The sequence below is a fragment of the Kamptonema sp. UHCC 0994 genome, from assembly GCF_029167235.1.
Taxonomy (GTDB): Bacteria; Cyanobacteriota; Cyanobacteriia; order Cyanobacteriales; family Microcoleaceae; genus Kamptonema.
In genome coordinates, this window is the sequence record NZ_JARFTR010000258.1 from 1 (window position 1) to 26,170 (window position 26,170).

Sequence of the window (26,170 nt, forward strand, 5' to 3'; positions counted from 1 at the left end):
CTGGGAGAGAGGGGGAGGGGGAGAGGGGGAGAAATTAAGGCTTACTTTTTAGTCCTTCCTTTGCACTTTTGAGAAGGGACAGGGAAAAGCAGAATAAAGGATAAATTTTAGCTTTTCTTTCTTCAATAAAAGCTAACAATAACTTAAGGATAACCCTTTCTACATCAGGCTTCCCAGAGCGTCAGCGTTAGACTGAACTCTCAGTCTAACGCTTGTCAAACTACACGGCGAAGCCTTCCCCCTCCCTTTCTCAAAAGTACAAAGAAGGGACTAGAAAGGTTTTGCAAAAACCCTGAAATTGGAGGCTAAAACGCTTGTTTTTTCGTTACATGAGGGATTGATTTACAAATATGAGATGCACCCTAGAAAGTAAGCGTCAACTTCCCCCTCTCCCTTTCTCCCTTTCTCCCCCTCTCCCCCTCTCCCCTTCTTTTACTTTAACGAGTTTTTTTCGGATTTAATACTGTGTTAATTGCCCGGTCTAAAAACTCGATAAACTCACTGGGATAAGTAGAAAATTGACTCTTTCTCACCTTAGATTTGGGCGGTGTCGAGTTATAGCGTTCGTTATAAGACTCGTCAGCAAAGGATTGAATCAGTTCAATCTGACTAGGGTTAACTGTAACTCCCAAGACTTTAATCCGTTCCGGTACTGTCCAAGTTGCTTTCTCTTCATTACTAGAAGAGCTACCATTTTGAGCAATAGATACAAGGCTTTTTTCTGAAGTTTTAGATTGTTCTTTATCTGCTATTGCAGTGCAATCGCTATTGCTGCTATTCTCTAAAATTCCTGCATTTGTCAAGTATTCTTCTAAGATGGGAATTATAGAGCGATACCACTTCAATTGGTTGCCACTCCACTTGTTTGTCGATGAGGTAGCCAGTAAGGAAATACCATGAGTTTTACCCGCTTCTGTCAGTATCCAAATCCGCTTGGCTTCGTTGCGCTCTTGATATCCTAATGCCACTAGAGCTTTGTTGACGACATCTGGCTTGATTTTGAACTCTAAGCTGTCTGTGAGCAGCGCTGCTAGTTCCGTTACTGTCATCCCAACTTCTGTCAGAGGAGAAGCTGCACCAATTAGTTGCTTTGCAGTTTCTGCTATCCCTCGCAATTCTGGGTACATTGATGCCAGCGAGTTGAATTTGAACTGGGCGATTGCGGAGGCACTTAATCCGGTATCTTGTAGCCAAGCAGTCAAGTGGTCGATTGTCTCTATGGCAGCAGCAATTTCTTCGGAAGTGGGCATTTTTGCTCTTGAGTTTTCCATGTGTGCAATTATTGTAGAAATTATCAACAGAAATTGGGGAGTGCTAAATGCCGATTCCAAAATTCGCAGAAGCTACACTTCGCCAAAACAGCAGCCCCCAATCTTTTGAGCGCGGTGAAACCTACTATCGTAATGGCGCAGTTGTAGCCCTCACCTTGCGTGGTAAGATCCTCCAAGCTGAAGTAGAGGGTAGCGAAGCCCCATCTTACCGCGTCAGGCTTAGCTTTGAAAGCCAAAGCTTAACCGAAGCCTCTTGTACCTGCGCCTACAGTTTTGGTGGCTGGTGCAAGCATATTGTTGCCACTCTCTTAGTTTGCCAGCACCAGCCGCAAAAAATTGAAGAGCGTCCCACTTTAGAACACCTATTAGATCGCCTCAACCACCAACAAACTCAACTCCTGTTGCAAAATCTAGCCGCAGAACAACTCGATCTTATCGATCGCATTGAACGCCACATTAATCGTATTGTTGGTGTTACCCATGCTCAAAAATCCCCAACTACATCCCCACAACCTAGTACAATTAATACAGCACCTTACCGCCAACAAGTTCGCCAAATTTTGCGCGATGCTGAGCATTATTTAGAAGATGGGGACGAGGAAGATCCGATTACACCAGATATTCTCAACTTAATTTCAGAAGCTCAAGAATTTAGTCAATGTGAAGATGGCAATAACGCGATCGCTATTTTGCAAAGTATTACCGAAACCTGCATAGAAAATTGGGATACTGTTGCTGATTACGGCGCATATAATGAGGGCATTGTTACAGCCCTTGATGAAGCATGGACGGAGGCTATTCTCTGTGCTGAACTCACTAAAGAAGAGCAAAACAAACTTAAAGAAAATCTTACAAATTGGCAAGATGAATGGGATGCCAATTTTGCTATGAGTTTAGAAGCATTGCGCCAAGGTTGGGACTTTCCACCCCTACAACTTATCATGCAAGGAAATATTTTAGAACGAGGAGTTTGGGAAGGAGAAGCACCTGATTATGCGGAGGATATTGCTCTGATTCGCTTGGAAATCCTAGAGCGCCGAGAACGGTATGAAGAATACTTGTATCTGGCACAAGCAGAAGGAATGAATCAACAATATTTAGTAATGTTAGTTAGTTTAGGACGAATTTCAGAGGCGATATCGGCTGCCAAAACTCTGATGACATCAGTAGAAGAAGCAAAAGCCTTAGCTTTTGAACTGCGGAAACAGGGAGCAAAAAGTCAAGCACTAGAAGTAGCTCAAACGGGGTTTTCCTTGGAGGGACATTGCCTGTATGAACTCGCAACTTGGGCAAGCGATTTAGCCCTAGAATTAGGCGATTGCGCCACTGCTATGAAAGCCAAAATCCAGGCATTTTCTGCCCAGCCTTCTTTCGAGGATTACCAGAATATTAAGGAGTTATCGGGAGAGGAATGGGAAACTCTAAAAGTTGAGCTTTTAACTAACATTAGCTCCCAAGATAGATGGGGAATTCAAGAAGCTAAAGTAAACATTTTCTTGCATGAAGGGTTTATAGATAAAGCTATTGAAGTTGTCACACCTTTGAATTATTATCATTCTCGGCTCATTCATCAAGTCATGGAGGCTGCTATCCCTTACCGTCCAGATTGGGTGATTGAAAATGCGAGCCAGGAAGCTGAATCAATTGTTAATCGAGGTAAAGCAGATGCCTATGATGTTGCCATACAATGGCTGTATAAAGTTCATAGTGCTTACTTGCAATCTAATCGTCAATCAGATTGGTTAATTTATCGCAATTCTCTTGTAGAACAACACGGCCGCAAACGAAAATTTATGGAATTACTCAAACCGCTTACTTAATTTGATATTAAACCACAAAAAGTTAAGGGATTAAGCATGAGAAGATATCCCCTAACGGGAGAAGTTGAAAACAATTAACTTCTCAAAGGTTATGGACTCTAACACGGCTTTAATTGGCTTCTCAAATACTTGCTCTAAACCTGACAACGCTCCCCCCAGTGAAGTCAAAGAAGTGGTAGCGGTAATTTTTCCTTTTCTCACTCCGCCTCCTTTCGCTCAACTTCCCTTTAAAGTAGGCGATATCGTCAAATCTGGCAATTATTACGGCACGATAACAGCCCTCAATCAAACCGATAGACCTGTAATAATTACTTGGGATGCTAGTAACAACGAAGATAGTTTTTCTTGGAATTATACACTTGATGAAATTCGGGTGCTTAAAATCTCAGTTTTGCCTCAGTTTATTCCTCAAAAAACTACTGGTGAACTTCCCGATTGCACAACCATTGTGCTTACTAATTCGCAAAAAATACAATTCAGTAACACCACTACTTTCCAAGTAGAATCCCTAACTGAACATCACATTCTCATATTTACTCTTGACCACTATTATCTCTTTCCCATCAACTTGTTCCCTGGCTACCCGACAAGTTGTGTCATAGATGTCTTTACACCCCAACAATTAGAAGCCAGTCGCTTTTTGTCTTTCAATGACCTAAAAATTAGGGCTAAGACACACTTGGTTTTTGAAGTCCCCGACAATTTCTTAGAAATTGCCTTACCTATTCAAAAGCAGCAACTCAAAGAGAAACTGACTAAACAATTGAGTACAGAAAGTTATGAGCTTCTCGACTTTGATATTGCTTGGGAAGAAGCCTGGGACTATTGCCTTAAACATTTAGCAAAAAAATATGGATGGAGTGGTTTTCGAGAGGGGGATTGTCTCGAACAATGCCGAAATGAAGTCCAACGAATGGGAATAGTTATTAGTTTGAATATTCAGGAACTACGCCCATTTCAAATTCAATGGGACAGTGGAGAAATTCAAAGCTACAGCTTGACTGAACTCAAAAGTTTAGGCATTACTCATATCCCACTTCTTGTTAAATTATCGCCCAATGTTGCTTACCAAGTTAGCGAAGACTGCTCTTACTTTAAAGCTTGGATTGGTTTCCGTACTAAAGCTTTAGCTAAGGCTTGGCTAATAGTTATTAAAAAGCTAGTTGGTCGCCTTAGCTACCTAATTGATTGCCAAATTCCAGAACTTCAACATACAGGTTCTAAATACGAGTATGTGGTAGAAATACACAGACATAAAACTTTAAAGAAGCGCTTAGAAGCTCTGCGAGAAGTGGCTGAACTTGATTTAGAAAAGATGCCAAAATGATGAGAATTAGTAAAAGGTAAATCACCATGAACAAAACAGTAATAATTTCCGGCAGTCGTTCCATCAAGGAATTGCCATCCGAGGCTCATACCTCTCTCAATCGCATCATTGAACTAGGGTTTGAAGTCAGAGTCGGTGATGCGCCTGGAGTTGATAGCTTAGTTCAGCAATACTTGCGGTCTAAGAACTACGAGAAAGTTTTGGTTTACTATGCCTTGTTTAGCGGCAATGGCAAACCCAGAAACACTTCTGGTTATCCGGCTGTCGGTATTCCCGGAAACTATAGCGCTCGCGACATCGAAATGTGTTCGCATTGTGACTACGGATTAGCCATTTGGGATGGACATAGCATTGGCACAGCAGTGAATATCAAACGAGTTAAAAAGACCAAAGTTGTGATTGTTTAACAACTAACAACAGCAGCAAAATTAGCTCTGAATTATCATAAAATTCAGAGCTAATTTTTGATTAAACAATACTTATGACAACTTTTCTTGTCAATGACATAATCAGATTTTTAGGTAAGTTAGCCTAACGGAAAATCAACCCTTGTAGCCATTCTTTTCTGAAATTTGGAACTATTGTTATAAGTCAGTTTTGATTTGAATGTTCCTCCATACTCCTCCTCAAGCTAGCGCTTATTAGGATGCGAACGAATTAGTATTACTGTACACTAATGATTCAAAATTTACTAGAACGACCGCAGGAATTTAAACAAATTCCCTTTACTCTCAAGCCGCAGCAGGAGCAAGCGCTCGACAATTTGAGAACATTTGCAAGCAGCACTTCCGCATTCTTCTTGCTTTGCGGTTATGCAGGCACGGGAAAAAGCACACTTATTTTCCTTCTCATCAAAGAACTCTTAGCTCAAAGCAAGCGCATTGCCCTCACAGCACCCACTAACAAAGCCGTCGGTATCCTCAGAAAAGGCGACCCAGCCCAACTTAATCCTGTTGGAGAAAAGCGCTCGCCTGCTTTCAATATTGCCAATAAAGCTGTATTAACTCAAGTGGTTAGACAAGCTGGAGAAAGCCCCGTCCTTGATTTTATTACTGAATGTCGCTCTTTTGTCAAGAGTAAAACTGATGTCTTTTTGCCACATCCGAATTACAACTCATTGGACAAATCTAATGGTGCATTCAAAGTTAAACCAGAAACACTCATCCAATATGCTATCAAAATCATCAAGCAAGAATTTGCCTCAAATCCTGATTGTTTTCGGATTTTGTGCTGGACAAATAAGCGAGTCAACTATTACAATCAGGCTGTTCGAGAACAACTTTATGGTCGAACAACTGCCCGATTTATATCTGGAGAAAGGTTAATTACTAAGAAACCAGTTCTGGCTCCTGATGGTAAGACTGTGATTTTAGCCACATCAACTGAATTTACCATACAGCAAGTTGAAATAAGTCAGCACTACGGCTACCGAGTATGGCTGTTGAAAATTGTGACTGATGATGGTCTATTTCGGCAAATTTTTGTGCTCCATGAATCGGAAAATAAGCGCTACCAAGCTGAATTGAAAGAGAAACTCAAAAGTGCCAAACGTAATGGATTTCTCTGGCGGAAGTATTACTGGTTTAAAGATGACGTATTTGCCGAAGTTGACAATTGCTTTGCCCTAACTATTCACAATTCTCAAGGTAGCACTTTTGATGAAGTTGGTTTGGACAGCAATGACATTTTGACTCGACTTTTGGTAGGCAAGGAAATGAGCAGCCAAGAGAAACTTAAAGAGTACCACCGTCTTTTATATGTTGGAACAAGCAGATGTCGCCAACGAATACTATTTGTCCCTCCTAATTCATTCAGAGTGCAACGAGTATTAGGTCAATTGTAGAGGAAGGGGAGGGGGAAGGGGAAGGGGAAGGAAAGATAAGTTTTCACTTTTTTGAGTTGAACCTTCTTGTCTCAGGACTTACGCACACGATACCAGAAATCAGTTTGCTTCGTAGATATCTAGTTGAGAAAGCAACAATTTTTCAGAGAAATCTGGTTGATGAGCGTAAGTTCTGTTATCTCACTTATCAAAATCTAAATAATCAGTTTGCTTCAACTTGAACATAACGCGAGTTTACTGAACTTGTTCCACCCTTTCCCCTCCCCTTCTCTTAACCTTCCCCTTCCCCTTCCTCACTGCTATCGCAGCGACCAATCAAATTCTTGACACCGACTAATTATTATGGCAAAAACTCGACTTTCTGGAACACCTTCTAAAGAGGAAGTAGTGGAGAGAACAGCTAAGAAAAAACGCTCAACTGTAACAGTCACTAATTTGACTCCTACTACGAAGCCATCAGTCAAAAAAACAACTAAGCTTTCTTCTCCCCTACCCAAAACAACACAAATAGAAGAAGTAGAAGCGAACTACATTACAGATAATGGAACTTCTACATCTTCTGACACCCCAACAAATCCCCCTCCTGAAACCCATCTCAATACTGAAATCGCAGCATCTCTCACTCCGAAGCCTTCCCCATCGGCTCTTGAAATTGCCTGTGATTTAAGAGAATTCAACGATTACATACAGACACTCAAAAGCATCATTCCTAGCAATACCAGTCATCCTATTTTGTGCAATATCTTGATTGAGGCTGATGCCGAAAATCAACAACTGCACCTCACTGGTTACAATTTGGAATTTGGAATACAAGTGAATTTTGATGCCAATGTCAATCAACCCGGAAAACTCACCCTCCCCGCACCTATACTCGCTGATATTCTTGGGAAATTTCCGAACGGCCGCCTTACCTTAAAGAGTTCCTTTGAAATTATCAAAGGAAGTGACATTCCCTCTGTCAGTGCGACTTTAAGTTCATCAAATAGCAAGCACGTTATTCGGGGGTTAGCTGCGGATGAATTTCCGACTATCCCTAGTGTTAAACAAAAACTTGTAACACTTCCTGCTGGTGTATTAATCGCTGTTCTCAAAGCTAGCTTATTTGCTGTTAGTTCTGAGGAAACCAAACGCATTTTGATGGGAGCTAATTTTCAACTGAGTCACGACGTAGACAGAGGACTTAATCAACTAAGAGTGTGGACGACTGACGGGCATCGGGTAGCTATGATTGTCGGATTGAGTGAAAGCAGCAATTCTCAGTTTTTGAACTTTCAAACAGTAAATTTTACTGTTCCCGCTAAGGTACTCCGGGTATTAGAGCGTTCTGTAAATGCGACTGACAAAGTTACGATTTATTATGATGGTTCGCCAGAACAACCAACTAATTTTGTGGCATTTGAGTGGAATAATTTGCGATTAACAGCGCAGTTACTTGAAGGAAATTACCCGAAATGCGACCAGATTATTGCTCCTTATCGGTCTGAACTTAGTCATCAAATCGTAGTTGAAAGACTCAGCTTTTTAAAAGCTTTAGAGAGGTTGGCTACTCATAGCGACAAGTCTCACATTACAGCAATTTTTGACTTTGATTTAGAAGTGCAACAGGTGCGAGCATCACTCAACAATACTCTCAGTTCTGGTACTGAGACAGTTGATGCCAAACTCTGGGGTTGTGACTTTCGGCTCAAGTGCGATATCCGCTATTTGATTGATACAATTAAAGCTGTTTCTAGTTCCGATTTGCGGCTCCTGATGGCAACTCCTACGGCTCCTCTACTAATTGTACCCTTTGGCACGCCAGCTTCAGGTACAGAGGCGTTAGAGTGCGAATACGTTGTAGCTCCGCAAGAATAATTGTGGGGGTGGGGAGTGGCATCTAAATTTGATGCTGCCCCCTGCAAGTTGATATGCACATAGGGGTACAAGTCGCGCATTTGCGATCGCTGTCCTACGATTCCGTCAACGATCGCACCCATTGATAATCACTCTCACTTAGTGGTGGGACAGGCTGCTGTGAGTAATCAATTGCCAAGTCTAAGGCTGCTTCTTGATAAACTTGTCCCAAAATCTCAGATAAATTCACAACAGGTTCTCGCTCTGGTGGCTGCAAAGGAAACAAGAATTGGGGAATCGATTCACGCACATTAAACGGGTAGAGTTCAGCTTCGGGACGGAGATTAGCCCTACTAACCAGAATGCGGTAGTCTGAGCGAATCGAAGCATCCATTGGCATAAAATTTCCCGTTCTCAGCAGATCGATTTCAACTAAGTGAGTAGCACTGTTTAACACTTTTTGTCGCTTGGTGAGGTACTTTTCTCGACCTTCACCCACTCGTTTATTCTTAGGAGAGAGAACTTCTACCACCGTTACCACCTTTCCAGTCTTGACCTCCCGAATCTCCAGATAACGTTCAATAATTTCTTCAGTCAAAGGCAATGTTACTCGAATTGGCTTGGTTATTACCCCAGTTGTTACCGCAGAAGCTTGCTCAGCTTCAGGGTTTTGTTGGAAAACAGACGCATCGGGAATACCCACCAGTAGAGCATCCAAGTAAACCCGTTTTTCTACAGCCGCTCGATACTTTGGTATGAGTAAGGGATTGAGCGAGCGTGCTAGTTCGACAATCAACCAGGAGTGAACCTCTGACCACAAAGAAGGATTTTCAAGATAGGGGTTCATGCCTGGAAAATTCGGTGCCATAATCGCAAGAGAACGAAGGGTAAAAGGGATGAGGGAAAGAAGTACGTTCCATCTATAATACAATTTATTTGGCAAAAATGCAGAGCATCACACTCCCACCTTCTCTCGGTTCTAATGGGGATAGTGGCATCAAGTTACGCCTGCTTTATTTCGATAGCAAACTCTCTGAAAAAACCATATATCTCTTATTATTCATAGCCTGATTGAAGCAACGCTTGTTCTAGCAAATCAGTAAGTTTTAATGTCTCTCCCCATTGGTTCAAATAAGCTCGATTCAGCCGCCCTTGCTGCACCTTCAAAACTCCCAACACATCTCTCCATTGCTTTTGGGAACCATCAGGAGTCAGCTTATACCAACTAAGTTTTTGCAAGACGATATCTTCAGGTGAGTAAATGAAAATTCCCGACTCTGGTGAACCAGTGAGCGGGTAAAATTGGCGACGATTCATCACGGAAATAGAAAAAGGGTCATGGTTACTCATTACAAAAATATCTGCTTTCTCCATTGAAGGTAAATAGATGACATTGAAAGATGATTCACGGGGTGTTGCCGTTGAACGAGAAATTGCTTCAATCACCGCTGAATCACTAATATAAAACTCATCTGACATGGCATCGATTAATTGAGATGCTTGGGAAATAGAGATATTAATTACTAAGTCCAAGTCTTGAGTGGCTCGGCTTTCTCCTAGCAGTGAACTCGCCACTGAACCCCCAATTATATATAGAATATTCAAAGGCTCTAAAATCCCGATTATTTTTCGTGCTAGTTCAATCGGCTCGGCAATCACTAATTCACCCCAATCTTTACTAAAGGATAAAATTTCGAGCCACTCCCCACCCAAACATCTTTTAATAAATTCTCGCCGAATTTGGGTTGTAGTAGCGTGAGGATACTGCATTTCTATTCCCCATCGTGCCAGTTTTCTTACTGATTGATTGAAGTCGCAAAACCGCTGCACTTTTTGTTGGGGTGTCAATTGTCGAAATAACTGAAACATCAACACATCAGCATCAATGCTGGTATCAATTGATTGCGGCTGGTATCCTAGTTTGACTATGGCTTTAGGAATGGGTGGCACGGGAGTGGGGAATGGGGAATGGGGGAAGAGTGTTAAGAAGTTCTTTCTCAAGCAATACTGCGGACAGTTTTCTTTTGCGATCGCCCAGGTACGTAGTTGGGCCCGGCCCTGTTTGGGCATATAGCGGTTCAGGGTGAGATCGGGTACGCCATATTCTTTAAATTTCAAGGGTTTCGAGCTTTTGTTTGCACCTCATATTTCTAACAAAGGCGTAAAGCGTGCAACAAGTGTAGGTTGCGATCGCCCTCAAATCAAAGAGCGCTCTTATCGCCACAACGTACCTGAGAGCGCCATCTTAAAACTGTCCGAACTATTGTCTCAAGCTCCTTAATTAATAAAGATAAAGGTTGTAAAGCAGATGTAGTTTTACAAGAAATAATTGGATACCATTATAACACGTCTAAATGAATCGTACAACTCAAACAGAGTTGAAAAAACAATGGCACAACTCAAGAATTACCAATCACAGGCCTTTTCCAAAAATCAAGTATAGCAATTCTTACCATAGTAAGATAAGCTGTTGTACATTTAAACTGTGATACAAGCATTACCTTTGTTTTTGATTTTTCTTCCCCATTTAATAATCAACTCTCCTTCATTTAAGAGGCGATGCAATAAATACTCTAGCTCTTCAATTGATGTGAAAAGTCGATGAGCAATATATTCCTTTGCCGAATGCCAGACTAATTCAATTAAGTTATAGTCTGGGCTATATTTCGGCAGAAATTCTAAATGAAGATTAGGCATTTCTGTTTCAATTTTTTTCAGGTACTCTTCTTTCTTATGAAAACTAGCATTATCAAGAATAATCACTATCTTTGCTCCTTTTTTCTCAAAGTCTGATGCTTGGTTCCCGGCTTCTACCCATTCATAAATTAGTTCTTGATAAAATATTTTTAGAACTTTATAGAAATTATCTGAATTGCCTTTACTTATAACCTCTACGAACCTTTTTTTATCTGAATTTCTCAATCCTCCCATCAAATTAATTCTGCCTTTTCTTCGGTCTCCTCTGAGCTTTTTTTGGCTACCTTTTTTACACCAATTCTTTCTCCTTGTTACTCTTAAACTAAATCCACTTTCGTCCCAAAACCATACCTGCAATCGTTCTGGAGTTGCCTTTTCTATTTTTAAAAATTCTAATATTTTCTTTTTAAATGCTGTTCTTTTTTCGGGTTCTCTCTTAGATTCTAAGCTATATTTTGCCCAAATGTACACGTACTTTTTTTTCTCTAATATCCTCCTAACTTGCGCTCCACTTAATTTAATTCCGGTAGTTATCTCTAAATATGTCGCTAATCTCTGTGATGTCCATCTGCCAAAATCATAGCCTAATTCTTGGGGGTCTTTATCTATGGTTTGCAATAATATTTCTATATATTTATCTGTAGCTTTTTTATGGTTTCCCTTCATCCTCTCATCTCTTAAACTTTCTAGTTTATCTGGGTCGCCATGAATGCACCAGTATGATACTTTATTTACTGAACAACCCACAAATTCAGCAATTTTATTTTGTGTTTTTCCGTCATTTAGCAATAATAAAATCAAGATTCTTTCTCTAATATCTCCGTTTTCTTCCTGTTTTAAGGCTTGCTGTAGTTTTTCTATTTGTTCTTGATTGAGATGATTTTTAGCTGGCATTTTTGTACTGCTTGACTAAGTTAAGTTTCCATTATACACTATTTAAGTGTGCAACAGCTTAGTGAGGTATAACAAATCATTTAATCGTCAAGCTTTTTAGCTGAAATGATGTACCTCATCGACATGAGAAACGCTATATTAGGTAAAGAAGCAAGTTAGTTGTACAACGAATTTAGACTTTACTATATATCCCCTCATTCTTCCCCACTCCCCTCGCTTCTTCCCCACTCCCCACTCCCCTATCGGGGAATAGTTACCAGAACTATTCTAACTACTCCCTATGTACCAACCACTGCACCTTAAATATCGACCCAAAACCCTACAAGAATTAGTGGGTCAAGACAGCATTAAAACAGCGTTGACGAATGCCATTGTCTCATCGAAAATTGCTCCAGCTTACCTATTTACTGGCCCTAGAGGAACAGGCAAAACGTCAACGGCTCGCATCCTCGCTAAATCCCTCAGTTGCTTGAATACTAAACAGCCGACAGCTACTCCTTGCGGACAATGTTCAAGCTGTAAAACCATTGATTCCAGTTCCAGTTTAGATGTAACTGAAATTGATGCTGCTTCTCACAATGGCGTGGATGATGTCAGAGAATTAATAGAACACAGCAACTTTGCTCCAGCGATGAGCCGTTATCGAATTTGGATTTTAGACGAGTGCCACCAACTCAGTACCAGTGCTCAAAATGCTCTTCTCAAATGTTTAGAAGAACCGCCCGCTCATGTGGTGTTTATTCTCTGTACAACTGAGGCACATAAGGTGTTACCCACTATCATCTCTCGCTGCCAAACTTTTAACTTTCGAGCTTTGTCAGTTGATGCTATTGTCGGACAATTGCAGAAAATTAGCTCTGCTGAATCTATTGCAATTACCATTGATTCAATGCGGGCAATTGCTCGGATTTGTGATGGAGGATTAAGGGATGCTCTACAATTACTCTCTCAACTTTCACTGCTGAATTCAGAGATTACACTTGATTCAGTTGCAGAAGTCTCTGGTAGTATTAACGAGCAAGATTTGATTGCCATTCTTAAAGCTATTCGTTCCGGCGATACTCTAAGCATACTACAATCTTCAAGAATGCTCATCGACAGCGGCAAAACTCCCAAACTTATTCTCAGTAGTTTACTAGCAGCAATGCGAGATTTGCTCATTATCAAATCTACGCGCCAATGCCAGAATTTAATTACAGGGCCAGTCAGTTATGATAAACTGAGATCGCTCGCTCTTCATCTCGATTTTGAAACAATTGATGTGGCTTGTACACAATTGCAAAAATCAGAATTTCAATTGAGAACCAGTACGAATGCTGCTACTTGGTTAGAAGTCTGTTTGCTAAACTTGATGCTGTCAAGCAAACCCGCTAGCAAGGAAATACAATTGCCGACAACTTCCCAATCTAAGCAGCCTGACAAATTTGATAAAACCCCTCAAAGATTAGAGCCTGATTCTCCCGACTTAGAAGAAACTTGGGCGCAAGTAGTAGCCACAGCGAAACCTGGTAATCGCGAACTCTTAAACCGTGCTAAACTTGCAGAACTTTCTACTCATTCATGCGTGTTAGCAGTAGAAAGAAAATACGCGAATAAGTTTCAAGCCCACCTTGAATTTGTGCAAAAAATCGTTAGTAAAGCTTTAGGCTACTCTATTACTGTGACTGTCAAGCAACGGGAAGAGGTAGCAGCATGATTAGCATCCTAATTGGGAATGACACCTACGCAATTGAACGAGAAGTTGAAAAGTTCAAAACTCAAACTCACCCTCTCTGGCGAGATTTCAACATCCATCGGTTTGATGCTTCTTCCCTAGATGTAGCTATTTCTGCGGCTGCTTCAGTTCCTTTTGGTGTCGGAAGTAAACTTATCGTAGTTGAGAATTGTGATTTCAAGCAATTTGGGGAGACGGGGCTAGAATTACTGCAAATCTTGCCCCATTTACCTACCACAACACACTTAGTTTTCACTGCTGCTGTTATCGATAAACGGCTTAAGGTAGTCAAACATTTGTTGCAATTTGGTAAACTTAAGGAATTTACTCTCATTCCTCCTTGGCGTACCGATTTAATTGAAAGTGCGATCGCTACTACTGCTAAACAAATGAATCTCTCAATTGCCAGAGATGCTGTTAGCTATTTAGCGGTGGCGATTGGTAACAATTCTGCTAGAATGGTCAGTGAACTGGAAAAATTAGCCATCTATGCAGCAGGCGATCGCATTACGAAAGAATCGGCTTTAGCCCTGGTTCCGGCTACCACAGCCAACAGTTTTCAACTTGCCGAAGCTCTTTTAAGAGGTCAAGCATCAGTGGCGATTAAGGTACTTGATGAATTGCTCTCTAGAGCAGAGTTTCCTTTGGCAATTATCGCTACTCTTCAAACTCAGTTTAAAACTTGGCTATGGGTAAAAGCGGCTCTCTTTTCTGGGAAAAAGTCTGATAGCGAAATTGCTAGTTTGTGCCGACTTAGTAATCCAAAACGGCTGTATTTTCTGAAACAGGAGGTTCAGGCTGTATCTGCCAACTGTTTAAGTCAAGCACTCTCCATTTTGTTTGATTTAGAAATTGCTCTCAAAACTGGAGACAAGCCTGACTCGATGTTATCTGCTTTGCTCAGAATCACTCAACTCACTAAATAACAGGAAAGGGCTGCCGAATTAAATTGGCAGCCTTTTTCTATTATTTCTAGGATATGTTAAACTAAGCAAAGCTTACACAACTAAATAGGAAAGTTTGCTATGCTTGCCAAGTTAACGGCTGAAAATCAGCTTACTCTACCTAAAAGTATAACTCAAGCTATCGGGGCGGCTGAATATTTTGAGGTTAAGGTAGAAGGTGGACAAATTATTCTGACTCCAGTAAAAATTCAAGGGGCTGATTCTGTAAGGGCTAAGTTAGGAGCGTTAAATGTCAATGAACAGGATATTACTGATGCTGTAGAATGGGCGCGTCAGTTATGATTGAGTGTCCACGAGTAGTAATTGATACAAATTTAGTGTTGTCAGCCTTAGTGTTTGGAGGCCGACTGTCCAGACTGCGCCTTGCATGGCAGAATAATCGCTTTATTCCTTTAGCTTCAGAAGTTACAATTGCTGAGTTAGTTCGGGTGCTTACTTACCCAAAGTTCAAACTCACAAACTCTGAGCAGGAAGATTTACTGTCAGACTATCTACCGTTTTGTGATACTGTGTTGATACCCGATACTTTGCCTGTCGTTCCTGAATGTCGAGATCCTTTTGATATCCCTTTTTTGCTGTTAGCTGTTGTCAGTCAGGCTGATTATTTGGTGACAGGTGATGGTGATTTACTGTGCCTTTCAGATAATTTTTCTTGTCCAATTTTAACAATTGATGAGTTTTTAACCGCTATTAATTATCAATCACTCTAATTTTCCCTGTAACAACGTCGTTAATTAGGATATTGGAATTGCGTGTAAGGATTTCACTTTTATAGCTAGGATATACATTTTCATCTAACAGATAATTGACACTCGTTTGTGATTTGTTCAGCTTTTTTTCGGCGCTCAATTTTTGTAGCTTAACAATAGCAGATGGAGACTGTAATTTCTACCAGAAGCAGGCCGGTTTTCAGTAAGTTTTTTTGCCAATCTCTCTCATTTTTTTCCCTACCTATCGGTAGTAAGAGGAAAAAGATTCAGAGAGAGTAACCTATGCTTCCCAATTATATCAATCTCCTTTCCCAACTCATAGCCCCATCTAATTTTAACCAAAATAACAATAACGTCGCCCAAGCAGCCCATCGGGAGCCAACTGCAACAGCCGATTTGTTTGAATTTTTAGGTGAAGAAGTTATTTATCATACAATCACAAGCGCCACCACACAAAAGCGCTACAAAATTCCTCAAGACTTGCCACCTTCAATAATTTCTGCTTTGCACCACCAAGGTATTCAACAACTTTACTCACATCAACTTAAAACACTTAAAGCTGTTCGGCAAGGCAGAGATGTCATCCTCAGCACAGCAACAGCTTCTGGCAAATCTTTAAGTGCTTACCTGCCCATCTTAGAGGGCATTATTCAACATCAATTTACTGCCCTATCTGTTTATGGCTTGAAAGCTTTAACAGCAGATCAAGGTCAAAAACTTGCCAATTTTATCCAACTCATTCCTGAGCATGAACGCCCAGACCTTGCTATTCTAACGGGTGATACTCCTACCGAAACTAGAGAGCACTTACTAGCTACAAATCCTAGCATTATTGGCGCAACACCAGAGTTAATTCATTATGCACTAAAAGGTGTTCACTGGAGTCAACCTTGGCAACATTTTTTAAGCCGTCTTCGCTATATTGTGCTTGATGAAGCTCACACTTTTAACGGAGTTTATGGAGCTAATATGACGAGCTTAATTCGGCGTTTGAAATTAGCAGTAGATGAGCGCGGAGGTTGTTCTCACAAACTGCAATTTCTGATGTTGAGTGCTACTATTGGCAATCCCGTCCAATTAGCCAAGTTACTATCTGGTAGAACTCGAAAGCAAACTGCTAATAAACCAGACCGATTAGTTTGGATTAATTCTAGCGGAGCCGCTACCCCTGAACGCCAATTAATTGTTACTAAACCTAGTTATGATGCGAATTCTGATGTGGCTCGCATCATTTTGTTTTTATTACAACAAGGGCAAACCGGAATTTGTTTCAGCAATGGTAGACAAGCAATTAAGAACTTGTGGGCAACTTTGAAGCAAGAAGCAATATCTCAATCTTACTATGGAATTGAGTCGCAAGTAGCAATTTTCTACGGCAGTTTAACAAGCGAACGTCGTACTGAAATTATCAACTCTTTGCAGTCAGGAAAAGTTAAGTGCATCCTCAGTACCAGCGCTCTCGAAGCAGGAATTGATTTGCCTCAACTTGACTTTGCTATTATTAGGGGATGGCCGGGAAGTTTGCAAGCTTTCAAACAGAGAGCTGGTCGAGCTGGTCGCACAAAATCGGGTTTAATTGTCTTTATTCCTATTGCTCAATCGCCTTTAGATAACTATTTTGCTGAACGCCCTGAATTGTTACTTTCTGCCGAATCTGAATTGGTGAGTTTTAATGCCAATTATCCTATAGATATTGCCAAACATTTGATGTGCGCGGCTGTCGAAACTGGCATTCCTTCCAATAAGTTAAAACACTACTTTGGCAAGAGCGCTCCTCAAATTGCAACGGCTTTAATTGAACAAGGTGTTCTTCACAAAAGTCGGGATAAATTATGGGCTAAGGGCTTTCCGCATAAAGATGTAAATTTTCGAGGGGGGACGGGTGCTAGTACGGTACAATTGGTGGATGCTGAGACTCAAGAAGAGATTGAAATCCTTAGTGCGGAAATTGCTTATCGAGAGGTGTTTCCTGGTGCTATTTACCGCACACAAAACTCAGATGGTTGTTTAGTTACTTATAGTTCGCAATCGCTCTTGAACGGCAAAGCTATTTTGCAGAAAATCCCTGAAACTCCACTATTTACTGTAGCAATTAGCCGTACTGATACCAGCCTTAAACAGAAGTTGAGCCTACCTCAACAAATTCCGTTAGTTATTCCAGAAATTGAACGCTATGTTCAAGATAATTCAACGGATAGTAATGCCATTTCAGGTCAAGCTATTTTGGAACTGGTTTGGGGAGAAATTAGCCAACTTGTTACTGGTTATCAATTATTAACTCGTAATTACGGGTTAACTTGTCTCAATAGAAAATGCGTCAATTACAGAGAGCCTTTATCCCAATGTACTGCTTGTCCTGTTTGTGGTAAAAGAACTCGCTCGGCTGAACTAACATCGGTTCTTAATGAGGTGAACTTTGAGCAAGCCTACGAAATTAAATTTGCGACTCCTATGCTTCAAATTAGTTTGAATTCCCCAGTAGAATTGTACTTACAACAGATAGTAACAACTACTCGCCAGGAATTGCTGCAATCTCAACAGCCGATTCCTCCGGGATATCAGCAAATGTGGGAGTACCCTCCAAGTTTGTTGGCTATTCATAGCTTCGGTCATCAGATTTTAGCAGCTTTACCTCTAACTATTTTAGCTTCAGCTAATGATGTGAATTTTCTGGTAGAGAAAAGAGGTGCGAATGAGTATGTAGGACTGTTTTACGATTTAGCAGAAGGGGGTTCTGGAACCTCAGAAGCTATTTTCCATTCTCTCCCTCAATTAGCTTCTAATGCTGCTGAATTAGCTCGTAGTTGTTCTTGTAGTTCTGGCTGTCCTAAATGCTTAATTCATCCAGGGTGTCCTGATGGGAATAAAGCTTTGCTTAAGCAGGTGGGGATGTTGCTGTGTGAAGCATTTTAAGAAGGGGAAGGAGAAAGGGGAGGAGGAAGGCTTCGCCGTGAACTCTGCTGAACGGAAAATTCTAGGTTTTTTTCAATAAGGTTTAGTTAAGATTGACAGCATGATTGATGATCCAAATTTTGGGGCTTTTTAACTGAACCTTATTGAGTCTTAACTGAACCGAATCTTATTGGGTTATTGTTAGCTTTTATTGATGAACAAATAAAAGCTAAAATTTATCCTTCCTTCCCCTTCCCCCTTCCCCTCCCCTTCTGAAAATGTATGAACCGCAACTGCGGTTTTAAGAGGCGCATTTTTCATAATTACGCCCATGAAAAACACACTTATGTTACCAATTATTGACTCACAAACTAGAGAGTCAATGCTGTTACATTTCAGAAAGCAACCCTACAAACCCAAGAAAAAGCAAGCTCTAATTCCCAACCTTGAACGAGATTTAAAGCATGGTTGGCTGCTGAAAATTCTCGCACAAATAGACCGATGTTTATGGGGAAGATGGGATTATTGGGCTTTGTGTCAAGCTATTCCCGCTCATGCTTGGATGCGGTGGAAAATGGAGCCAATGTTAGCTATTCTGGAGAATAGAAAACTAGAAAAACTACCCAAGTTTGTAATTGAGGAAACTTTGCCAGCAGAACCGATTCCCCAAATCGAATGGCAGCATTCTCCTGTTGCAGAAGCTATGCTAGATAACACCCTCAATTGCATTCCCCAACATGGAGAATGGAAAACTTGGTCAGCTTGGGACTACTTGGAGTTTTTCTTGGACTGGGTTCTGTTCGCATTCGGACATCCAGCTTACAAAATTTTACCCAAAGAACCCGTCGGTTGTAAAGGTGCATCAATGCGTCTTTATCAGATGTTTGACTTGTCAATTCTCATGCTTTATCCTGAAGATTATATGGGTAGACTGCTACCCCAAATTTGCGGAAAGACTGCTCAAAAAAGTTCAGGGTTTTATCCGACACCCTTAGCTTTGTGTCAGTTCATGTCTAAGTTAGTCAGTGGTGATAAGACAGAGCGAACTTCCAACTTCAATGAACCCGCTTGCGGTACGGGGGCTTTAATGTTAACGCAGTCTAATTACTGTTTGAGCGGTGTCGGTCAAGATGTAGAGCGTACTCTGTTAAAATGCGCTTTGTTCCAGTTTTATATGTTTTCACCTTGGTTAGCTATTCCGATTTGGTGGTTGGGTCAAACTGACTTGCTGCTAGGCAATTCTTTAAGCAGCGAACGACCCCAATCAATGAATGCTGCTTACTGGTATGATGAGTGGTTTGAACCTGTTGATTCCTCAACTCAAGATCGTACCGATCGCGCAGTAGAACCTGAAATAATTTTAGGAGAGATGTCGGAAGTTATCGAATTAAACGAACCCCCATCTATTCACTCAAATCCAGTTGTTCAAGAAGTTGTTAAGGGCAAACGCCGACCAAAAAAGAAAACAACATCGCCTCACCAATTGACGCTTTTTAATTTGGACGATTTTTAGCCCAATACCTACCTATCGAACGATTGTTGCGGTACAGGTGAAGAGTTGAGTTCAAATCACGTTTAACGTTATTCTCATTGTTGGGAACAAAGCTACCGATATCGTTGGTAAGCGATCGCACATGAATTCGGAAAGCAACAAGCCGAGTATAGCGCAGTCAGACACTCATTGCGATCGCGACTACACAACGAATTTAGGATGCCGAGACACCTGAACATCTATCTGTCAATGCCTACGCACTCTAAACAAATCGTTCACTTTAGGGTGCATCGATACCGGAACGACTAATCTATCGATTGCTATGCACCCTAAACAATTCGTTCACTTTAGGGTGCATCGATATCAGAACGACTAATCTATCAATTGCTATGCACCCTAAAAATTTAAGACTTGAGCTTGCCCAGATAGAATGAATGATGCGTGCCGTCTTTACGAAATCTCAAGTAGGCATAGGGGCCACATCCTTTAATGGTCTTGGATTCGATGTATCCCCTACTACCGCGCGCACCGGTAGCAGCCATTTTTTGTTCTCGTTTTTCTTCCCAGTCAGAGTCGGCTTCCAACTCTGACAACCTTTTCTCTTCAGCGTCAATCAGCACATCAATTGCATCGTTCAGGTACTTGAGGTCTTCCAGCTTGAGTTGATAGCAATCCTGCAACACGCTGTGCAGCGTTGGAATTTTCACGGAACAACTGCGCTTTTTGGGCATAACCAGTCAAATTTAGGGGCAAGAGCGATCGCTACACCTCTAATCGGTTAAAAACTGAACATCGGCGGACAAAAGGGCATACTATGCAAACCTTGAGTCAATGCACCCTAAACTGATAGAGCGCAAGCGAACTGAAGTTTCCACCCAAACCTCGTGTCTTGTACAATTTTTAGTATAGGCTTACCACTTGTTAAAACTGTAGCACAGATATAAGGTCGAGCATGGGACGGAAACAGAGATCGCCTTCAGGCATTGTTTTTCGGGCACGAGTTGCACCACAGACACCAGAAAAACTTGAAAAGATAGCAGCTTCTATGGGTCACTTGTACGGAGGGAAGGGAAAACCCGGTGCCCTACTAGATATGCTGGCATCGGGAGATTTGGTTCTCGTACCCAAAACCGCAACAGATGTCATCAAATCTGTGGCACAGTTTTTAGAAGAAACCGAGCAGCCAACCGTCAAATTGGATCTTTTGCAGCGGGACGGTACTCAAACAATTCCTGCGGGGTCGCAGCAAATCTAGACCAATCTGTTCCTGATGGTGGTAAAGCAGATGTGGGTTATAAATTTTTAATCCTCTTATGCGCTCTCCGACTTTTTCTGTGGCGATCGCCACTATTGCTCAGCCTTTTATGCTCTGAGCAATGTACCTCATTACTCTGTCCAACCTCAATCAAACTGTCCAGCCTAACCAACTACAAAAACCATCTTTAGTTCCCAACTATCTCCAACAACATTTGCAACTACTTGTCAAGCAAATTTTAATCGGATTACCTGTTGAGACAATTCTCAGCAGTAATCCCCAGTTGCAGCAGTGGGTTAACGAACTTAAAGAACTATCGCCAACCCTATTTTTACCACAGCGAAAACTTTTTGTTGACATTCCAATTCAAGCAAAGCTACACCTAAAAAAGCAGGGAGAAACAGTAAAACACTCTTCCCCTTCATTTAAAGTAATACAAGTTCCAGCAAATGTTGGTTTTGTCAAAGGACGACCAAAGCTATTTGAGTGGGCGATTCGGCATCCTGTAATGACTTGGGAAGACCGGGTAAAGTTATGGGTAGCTACTCAATTCTTTAAGATAGAGCCTGAAAAACTGCAACTAATTGTTTTGGCATTGCATCCAACTCAACCTGCACAAAAAGTTAAATTTGTCTGGGATACTAAGCAACATCGACAAACCAGAAAATGGTTGCAAACCAAAATTCATTCTCAAACAATCAGTGAATTTGTTAGTTTCGGTTATGCTTTAAGGGTAAAACCAGAGTCAATAGTAACAGCTATTAATTTGGATGAAATCGATGAAGTTACGCTTTAACTCGTTCAATGATTAGAAACTGACAATTATGCTAAAGCTAAGGCAAGCCTTGGCGATCGCGTTGAAAGAGAAGCAAGGGTTGGCGTAAGAGCGATGCAAGGGCGATCGCGACTATGCTTGCGTTGGCTGTCCTGGACCGGAGGAATTAGACACCATCGCTCGCCCAAGTGTCCCAGCCAGCGCCTGGAGGTTTCGTGTGACCTGTCAAAACCTAATAATTGACCCACGCTCTAAACTAGCCATAGCTTGAGGATTAAATCCAGACAGGCTTGCGATCGCCTTAAGTCAAGTCCCACATACCTTGTCCATTTTAGTCAAAAGGGAACTCTAGTTTAAAACCTCGCTTAGTACCGCATGGTTACACGAAGTCAACTGAGGCGGGCATATCGGCTCGCCAAAATGGTTCTGACACTTAGCAATGTTTCTCCTTCCTACGACTATCAAACCAAAGACAGACTAGCAGTATTAAAAATCTTCCCAACAGATGAGGACACTACTAGCTTGCAAGTTCAACAATTTAGGAAGCGAACTTTCTGCCAAATTTCGGCAGAAAGTTCGCTTCCTAACCTTTAACCTGGAGAACAAATGATCGCTGGAGTAAAAGCAACCAAACCATCAACCATCCTAATTGTCGAAGACGATCCCATGATGCAATTAGGACTATCGCGACTCCTAGCAGCAGAACCTCAATTTACTATTGTCGGGCAGGCAGAAGATGGCAATTCAGCAATAGATGTAGCTTCAAAGCTAAAACCAGATATCGTAGTGATGGATATTGGCTTGCCTGATATCGACGGCATTGCTGTTGCCAGTCAAATAAAAGCATTGCTACCCCATACCCGCATCCTCATGCTAACTTCACACACCAGTGATACAGAAGTATTGGCTTCCTTATCTTGTGGAACCGAGGGTTATTGCATTAAAGGCACTAGCACAGAACAGCTATTAACAGCCATCAATGCTGTCCGAGAAGGTAGCACCTACCTAGACGCTAAAATTGCCAGTTGCGTCATTCAAAATCTAAGAAAACCAACAACTAACTGCGAAGAATCCCTGTTTACCTCGCGAGAATTGACGGTATTAAAACTAATGGCAGAGGGCAAAAGTAATAAAGATATCGGTCATCAACTGCACTTAAGCCCTAATACTATCAAAGGTTACATTAAAGCGATTTTCAACAAAATGGAGACTAACGATCGCGTACAAGCTGCGGTTATTGCCCTGCGAAGTGGTCTGGTTTAAACACTGGCAAAGTGAACCAAAAAGTAGTACCCTTACCTAGCTCACTCTCTACACCAATTTCTCCACCATGCGCCTCGACTATTTGCTTCGAGATGTAAAGCCCTAACCCAACCCCAGCAGTACGCTTAACTCCACTACCTCGCACATACAGTTCAAACAATGAAGCACACTGCTCTGATTTTATTCCCACCCCATTATCTCTCACCGTGCAGCGTAGATAAGAGGCCTCTGGCTCCAGCGATGCACCTAATGTTAACGTAAATCCAACTGGATTGTATTTGAGAGCATTGCCAATCAAATTTTCAAAGACTCGCCTGATCTGAGCGGAATCGGCATTAACTAAAGGTAAATCAGGAGTAAATTGATAATTGAGGACAATTTGGCGTTTTGCCAACATTAATTCCCACTCAAAGAGAATGCTGCGTGTCAAACTGTAGAGATCCATGGGCTGTAACTCCAAAGGAACACCTACAATATCACCCTGCTGCATTTCAATCAGAGAATTAATCAGTTTGATTTGGCGCGAACAGCTTTGCAGGATACTTTCTAAACTTGACTTATCAATAACAACTTCATTTTCTCCTACCACTTTCTTTGGTTCAACTGACTGCTCTTTGAGGAAACATTGCAAAACAATTGATATTCCTGTAATGGGATTTCGCAAGTCGTGGGAAACAGCGTGCATAAAAACTTTTAAACCCCTTTCAGCCTGTTGTCTTTCCTGAATTTCCTGAGCGAGTTGGCTATTTTGTGTAACCAATTGTTTGTTAGCACAAAGAAGTTGCTGCTGCAATCGGCTCATTTTTAGCTGAGCTTCCACTCGTACCAGCACTTCCATCGGCTCAAAGGGTTTAATAATGTAGTCAGCGCCACCTGCTTCAAACCCTTTTACTTTGTCAAAAATATCATCCAAAGCACTAATAAAAATAATCGGAATTTCTGCCGTATTCTCTTGTGCTTTTAAAATACGACAGACTTCATAGCCATCCATCCCTGGCATTTTTACGTCCAACAAAATCAAGTCGGGAGGCTGGAGGCTCACTGCTTTTAACGCTCGCTCTCCACTAATGACTTTCCTAACTTTGTAGCCACTTTCAACCAGCACTTTAGACAGTAAGTGAATGTTGTCACGGCTGTCATCTACAATCAAAATATCAGCTTTTATTTGCATAATTTAAGAGGGGGAGGGGGAAGGGGAAGGGGGGAGAAAGGGAAGGGAGGGGATTTATCATTGTCAAACTTCGTCTGATGCACCCTACAAGTCGATTTGAGTGTGACAGTTACGTAAGTCCTAAAAAGCTAACAATAACCTAGATTTTCCGTTCAGCAGAGCCCACAGCGAAGCGTTCCCCGTCCCCCAATAATCAGCTTTTTCTACCCTTCCCCCTCCCCTTCTTTCCCAATCTCAGCATCTAGCAGTTTCTTCCTAAGACTGCTAAAAATTAATGCTTCCGCAGCCAGAGACTTAGAAGAATTGGCAACATTCCTAACCTCCACCTCTCCAGTTGTCACTGGTTCATCGGGGTCATTGGGATGAGGCAGCATTTTTTCAGCAGCTCGAATCCGATTTTCCAATTCCCGATCGATATTAATTAATTGTCCCGTCAATCGGTTCACAGACAGCAAGGCCGCTCTTTGAGACAACTGCGGACAAATATGACTGTCCCAGAGAGCTTCTGACTCTTTAGCTTGCTTTAAGTCTCGTTGTCGAACCGGGATTTTCAAAGGATAGGGAAACAGAGCTTCTGAATCCGAACTGTAGGCTGGTGAAGTGATGACACACTTCCCTTGCGGAAACCTCAGAATCTCATCGGCACTCAAAAGTGGTTTCTTTTGCAACTGCTCGCTCCAATTGACAGAACGGCTTGTTTGTTGCCCCGTTGAGCTACCTGTCGAGCGATTTTTTACCAGCACTTCCATTTCCCCATACCGCTTAGAATATTTCTCCGCTGTATCAAAATCGCCGGGGTTGAACAAGACATGAGTTGACAAAGCACTTGCGATCGCCGCCCCTTTTTTATCCCCATAAAGATTATAGAGTTGATTGAGGGATTGAATGCCAACAATCGGCACACCACCAGCCGAACGATATTCGTTAGCCCACTGATCCATTCTATCGAACTTGAGAGACGGAAACTCATCGAGACAGTACACAAATGGGTCAGAACGTACTCTACTCAAATTAGACACTACACATAAGTGAATAGCAGCAGCTAATAGCGGCCCCACTACAGTGCGCCTTTGGTCGTCTAATTTAAAAATAATGCACTTTTTTCCCGACAAAACAATGGGAATTGTACTGTGACCAATAAATGCCCGCAGCAAATCTTTTTGAATAAAACTTGAATAAGTTGCCTCTGCACTTGCCTTGATACCCGCCACTGTTTTTTCAGCATCTTTTGAACTTAATAACTGTGAAAAACTAGAGGCAATCCACCTGTCCATTTTGAGAGGATGGCCCTCCGGGCGGTGGACAGCATGGTGAATGCGACTAACTAAATCTGGAAGCTGAATAATTGCATAAACAAAAGCCAAATCTGGGTAAGGACTGCCTTTTGCTAACTGCACTAAACCCTTCGCCATTAACTCCCCTGCTTTCTCAAAAAACTCATTACCTTTACCCTCACTTGAACTAGCATTTCGAGCAATAACTTGCCCAATTTCTGCTGCCATTACTGCATCTTGGGCATCTCTCATAAAATCCAGAGGGTTGATTACACCCGAATAAGCTTCCCCCGGTGCAAACACTTGTACGTCATAGCCGTAGCGCACTGCTAGGGGCGCGTGCAGCTTCATCTGGTCTCCTTTTTTATCGTAAATAATCACAGGAAAACCTTGCTGAAATGCACTCTCAACCATCCGGTCAATCACGCTAAAAGTTTTGCCAGAACCCGGAGCACCAATTACTAAAGTACCGCGTTCAGCATGGGGAAACCAAACAGTAGGATTTGCGCCTAATAGCGTTTGTAACTGAGCGCTCAATCCCTTTATATTCTTGAACCAATAAGTCGGCGTACCGCTCCATAAAGTAACGGGTTGCCGCTTTTTTTCTTTCATTTGTTTGAGCGCTAGACCTGTCGCTGCCATCTTTTCAGCCGTACCGCACAACCGACCCGAAGTAACTTTCCCTTTGCCACTTCCAATGATCTTGGAGAAAATAAACAAAGCTAGTAATAAGCCTAGCATTGAAAGTCCTTCTGGATTGATAAATTGACCAATCAAACCCTTGAAGTCTATACCAATAAGCGGGCGTTTAGTGACAGGCTGGGTTTGGACTTGAAGCACTAATTTTGGGTTGTTTTGAGAAAACAATTGAAGATTTTTCATAGGAAGGGGAAGGGGAAGGGGAAGGGGAAGGAAAAACTAGGTTATTGAGTGAGGGGGAAGGAGAAGGGGAAGAGGAAGGCTGCGCCGTGAGA

The 26,170-nt window shown here is 41.7% G+C and carries 22 protein-coding genes; 15 read left to right on the forward strand and 7 right to left on the reverse strand.

What is annotated here, in order from left to right; translation table 11 throughout:
• Positions 1-437: 437 nt before the first annotated feature.
• Positions 438-1,250, reverse strand: coding sequence for a hypothetical protein (locus tag PY364_RS22580; protein ID WP_275526485.1), 813 nt, complete (start codon positions 1,248-1,250; stop codon positions 438-440).
• A gap of 68 nt (positions 1,251-1,318) precedes the next feature.
• Between PY364_RS22580 and PY364_RS22585 the strand changes: the two genes are divergently transcribed.
• From PY364_RS22585 to dnaN, 5 genes are all read left to right on the forward strand, one after another.
• Positions 1,319-3,091 (forward strand): SWIM zinc finger family protein, encoded by a 1,773-nt coding sequence (locus tag PY364_RS22585; RefSeq protein WP_275526487.1) that lies wholly within the window; start codon positions 1,319-1,321, stop codon positions 3,089-3,091.
• A 91-nt stretch (positions 3,092-3,182) separates the two neighbouring features.
• Positions 3,183-4,418, forward strand: a complete 1,236-nt coding sequence (locus tag PY364_RS22590; RefSeq protein ID WP_275526489.1) for a hypothetical protein — start codon at positions 3,183-3,185, stop codon at positions 4,416-4,418.
• A 26-nt stretch (positions 4,419-4,444) separates the two neighbouring features.
• Complete coding sequence (locus tag PY364_RS22595; RefSeq protein WP_275526491.1) at positions 4,445-4,825, forward strand: hypothetical protein; 381 nt, start codon at positions 4,445-4,447, stop codon at positions 4,823-4,825.
• Positions 4,826-5,094: 269 nt separating this feature from the next.
• The gene (locus tag PY364_RS22600; RefSeq protein ID WP_275526493.1) at positions 5,095-6,261 is read left to right on the forward strand and encodes a PIF1 family ATP-dependent DNA helicase; all 1,167 of its coding nucleotides are present in this window, start codon (positions 5,095-5,097) and stop codon (positions 6,259-6,261) included.
• A gap of 342 nt (positions 6,262-6,603) precedes the next feature.
• Positions 6,604-8,115, forward strand: a complete 1,512-nt coding sequence (gene dnaN, locus PY364_RS22605; RefSeq protein ID WP_275526495.1) for a DNA polymerase III subunit beta — start codon at positions 6,604-6,606, stop codon at positions 8,113-8,115.
• Between the two features lie 94 nt (positions 8,116-8,209).
• Here dnaN and PY364_RS22610 read toward each other — a convergent pair whose 3' ends face one another.
• From PY364_RS22610 to PY364_RS22620, 3 genes are all read right to left on the reverse strand, one after another.
• Positions 8,210-8,962, reverse strand: coding sequence for a DUF4058 family protein (locus PY364_RS22610; RefSeq protein ID WP_275526497.1), 753 nt, complete (start codon positions 8,960-8,962; stop codon positions 8,210-8,212).
• A gap of 188 nt (positions 8,963-9,150) precedes the next feature.
• Complete coding sequence (locus PY364_RS22615; RefSeq protein ID WP_275526499.1) at positions 9,151-10,212, reverse strand: hypothetical protein; 1,062 nt, start codon at positions 10,210-10,212, stop codon at positions 9,151-9,153.
• A gap of 360 nt (positions 10,213-10,572) precedes the next feature.
• Complete coding sequence (locus tag PY364_RS22620) at positions 10,573-11,685, reverse strand: IS630 family transposase (RefSeq protein ID WP_275526501.1); 1,113 nt, start codon at positions 11,683-11,685, stop codon at positions 10,573-10,575.
• Between the two features lie 280 nt (positions 11,686-11,965).
• Here PY364_RS22620 and dnaX point away from each other — a divergent pair, with 280 nt between their 5' ends.
• The 6 genes from dnaX (at position 11,966) to PY364_RS22650 (ending at position 19,479) form a co-directional block, all read left to right on the forward strand.
• Positions 11,966-13,381, forward strand: a complete 1,416-nt coding sequence (dnaX, locus tag PY364_RS22625; RefSeq protein WP_275526503.1) for a DNA polymerase III subunit gamma/tau — start codon at positions 11,966-11,968, stop codon at positions 13,379-13,381.
• Positions 13,378-14,325, forward strand: coding sequence for a DNA polymerase III subunit delta (gene holA / locus PY364_RS22630; RefSeq protein ID WP_275526505.1), 948 nt, complete (start codon positions 13,378-13,380; stop codon positions 14,323-14,325). The genes dnaX and holA overlap by 4 nt, the downstream gene beginning before the upstream one ends.
• Positions 14,326-14,424: 99 nt before the next feature.
• Positions 14,425-14,646: an AbrB/MazE/SpoVT family DNA-binding domain-containing protein gene (locus PY364_RS22635; protein ID WP_275526507.1), complete on the forward strand. Its 222-nt coding sequence runs from the start codon at positions 14,425-14,427 to the stop codon at positions 14,644-14,646.
• Positions 14,643-15,074 carry a putative toxin-antitoxin system toxin component, PIN family gene (locus tag PY364_RS22640; RefSeq protein WP_275526509.1) on the forward strand — a complete coding sequence of 144 codons (432 nt, stop codon included), beginning with the start codon at positions 14,643-14,645 and terminating at the stop codon, positions 15,072-15,074. Before PY364_RS22635 ends, PY364_RS22640 begins: the two co-directional genes overlap by 4 nt.
• Before the next feature lie 282 nt (positions 15,075-15,356).
• Positions 15,357-17,987: a DEAD/DEAH box helicase gene (locus tag PY364_RS22645; RefSeq protein ID WP_275526511.1), complete on the forward strand. Its 2,631-nt coding sequence runs from the start codon at positions 15,357-15,359 to the stop codon at positions 17,985-17,987.
• Between the two features lie 310 nt (positions 17,988-18,297).
• The gene (locus PY364_RS22650) at positions 18,298-19,479 is read left to right on the forward strand and encodes a hypothetical protein (RefSeq protein ID WP_275526513.1); all 1,182 of its coding nucleotides are present in this window, start codon (positions 18,298-18,300) and stop codon (positions 19,477-19,479) included.
• A 383-nt stretch (positions 19,480-19,862) separates the two neighbouring features.
• Here the strand turns inward: PY364_RS22650 and PY364_RS22655 are convergent, their stop codons facing one another.
• The gene (locus tag PY364_RS22655) at positions 19,863-20,165 is read right to left on the reverse strand and encodes a hypothetical protein (protein WP_275526515.1); all 303 of its coding nucleotides are present in this window, start codon (positions 20,163-20,165) and stop codon (positions 19,863-19,865) included.
• A gap of 245 nt (positions 20,166-20,410) precedes the next feature.
• Between PY364_RS22655 and PY364_RS22660 the strand changes: the two genes are divergently transcribed.
• The 4 genes from PY364_RS22660 (at position 20,411) to PY364_RS22675 (ending at position 22,751) form a co-directional block, all read left to right on the forward strand.
• Positions 20,411-20,713 carry a hypothetical protein gene (locus PY364_RS22660; protein WP_275526516.1) on the forward strand — a complete coding sequence of 101 codons (303 nt, stop codon included), beginning with the start codon at positions 20,411-20,413 and terminating at the stop codon, positions 20,711-20,713.
• 121 nt (positions 20,714-20,834) lie between these two features.
• Complete coding sequence (locus tag PY364_RS22665; RefSeq protein ID WP_275526518.1) at positions 20,835-21,509, forward strand: hypothetical protein; 675 nt, start codon at positions 20,835-20,837, stop codon at positions 21,507-21,509.
• A gap of 399 nt (positions 21,510-21,908) precedes the next feature.
• On the forward strand, positions 21,909-22,082 hold the full coding sequence (locus PY364_RS22670) for a hypothetical protein (protein WP_275526520.1): 174 nt from the start codon (positions 21,909-21,911) through the stop codon (positions 22,080-22,082).
• Between the two features lie 12 nt (positions 22,083-22,094).
• The gene (locus PY364_RS22675) at positions 22,095-22,751 is read left to right on the forward strand and encodes a response regulator transcription factor (protein WP_275526522.1); all 657 of its coding nucleotides are present in this window, start codon (positions 22,095-22,097) and stop codon (positions 22,749-22,751) included.
• On the opposite strand, the gene PY364_RS22680 is transcribed toward PY364_RS22675, so the two are convergent.
• Positions 22,723-23,922, reverse strand: a complete 1,200-nt coding sequence (locus tag PY364_RS22680; RefSeq protein WP_275526524.1) for a hybrid sensor histidine kinase/response regulator — start codon at positions 23,920-23,922, stop codon at positions 22,723-22,725. The genes PY364_RS22675 and PY364_RS22680 overlap by 29 nt on opposite strands.
• 203 nt (positions 23,923-24,125) lie before the next feature.
• Entirely contained in the window at positions 24,126-26,078 is a 1,953-nt protein-coding gene (locus PY364_RS22685; RefSeq protein ID WP_275526526.1) for a type IV secretion system DNA-binding domain-containing protein, read from the reverse strand.
• Between the last annotated feature and the right edge of the window lie 92 nt (positions 26,079-26,170).

What these genes read in the sequence shown, in the direction of transcription:
- PY364_RS22580 (WP_275526485.1), bottom strand. Translation starts at nt 1,250, where the DNA reads ATGCCCACTTCCGAAGAAATTGCTGCTGCCATAGAGACAATCGACCAC.
- PY364_RS22585 (WP_275526487.1), top strand. Translation starts at nt 1,319, where the DNA reads ATGCCGATTCCAAAATTCGCAGAAGCTACACTTCGCCAAAACAGCAGC.
- PY364_RS22590 (WP_275526489.1), top strand. Translation starts at nt 3,183, where the DNA reads ATGGACTCTAACACGGCTTTAATTGGCTTCTCAAATACTTGCTCTAAA.
- PY364_RS22595 (WP_275526491.1), top strand. Translation starts at nt 4,445, where the DNA reads ATGAACAAAACAGTAATAATTTCCGGCAGTCGTTCCATCAAGGAATTG.
- PY364_RS22600 (WP_275526493.1), top strand. Translation starts at nt 5,095, where the DNA reads ATGATTCAAAATTTACTAGAACGACCGCAGGAATTTAAACAAATTCCC.
- dnaN (WP_275526495.1), top strand. Translation starts at nt 6,604, where the DNA reads ATGGCAAAAACTCGACTTTCTGGAACACCTTCTAAAGAGGAAGTAGTG.
- PY364_RS22610 (WP_275526497.1), bottom strand. Translation starts at nt 8,962, where the DNA reads ATGGCACCGAATTTTCCAGGCATGAACCCCTATCTTGAAAATCCTTCT.
- PY364_RS22620 (WP_275526501.1), bottom strand. Translation starts at nt 11,685, where the DNA reads ATGCCAGCTAAAAATCATCTCAATCAAGAACAAATAGAAAAACTACAG.
- dnaX (WP_275526503.1), top strand. Translation starts at nt 11,966, where the DNA reads ATGTACCAACCACTGCACCTTAAATATCGACCCAAAACCCTACAAGAA.
- holA (WP_275526505.1), top strand. Translation starts at nt 13,378, where the DNA reads ATGATTAGCATCCTAATTGGGAATGACACCTACGCAATTGAACGAGAA.
- PY364_RS22635 (WP_275526507.1), top strand. Translation starts at nt 14,425, where the DNA reads ATGCTTGCCAAGTTAACGGCTGAAAATCAGCTTACTCTACCTAAAAGT.
- PY364_RS22640 (WP_275526509.1), top strand. Translation starts at nt 14,643, where the DNA reads ATGATTGAGTGTCCACGAGTAGTAATTGATACAAATTTAGTGTTGTCA.
- PY364_RS22645 (WP_275526511.1), top strand. Translation starts at nt 15,357, where the DNA reads ATGCTTCCCAATTATATCAATCTCCTTTCCCAACTCATAGCCCCATCT.
- PY364_RS22650 (WP_275526513.1), top strand. Translation starts at nt 18,298, where the DNA reads ATGAAAAACACACTTATGTTACCAATTATTGACTCACAAACTAGAGAG.
- PY364_RS22660 (WP_275526516.1), top strand. Translation starts at nt 20,411, where the DNA reads ATGGGACGGAAACAGAGATCGCCTTCAGGCATTGTTTTTCGGGCACGA.
- PY364_RS22665 (WP_275526518.1), top strand. Translation starts at nt 20,835, where the DNA reads ATGTACCTCATTACTCTGTCCAACCTCAATCAAACTGTCCAGCCTAAC.
- PY364_RS22670 (WP_275526520.1), top strand. Translation starts at nt 21,909, where the DNA reads ATGGTTCTGACACTTAGCAATGTTTCTCCTTCCTACGACTATCAAACC.
- PY364_RS22675 (WP_275526522.1), top strand. Translation starts at nt 22,095, where the DNA reads ATGATCGCTGGAGTAAAAGCAACCAAACCATCAACCATCCTAATTGTC.
- PY364_RS22680 (WP_275526524.1), bottom strand. Translation starts at nt 23,922, where the DNA reads ATGCAAATAAAAGCTGATATTTTGATTGTAGATGACAGCCGTGACAAC.
- PY364_RS22685 (WP_275526526.1), bottom strand. Translation starts at nt 26,078, where the DNA reads ATGAAAAATCTTCAATTGTTTTCTCAAAACAACCCAAAATTAGTGCTT.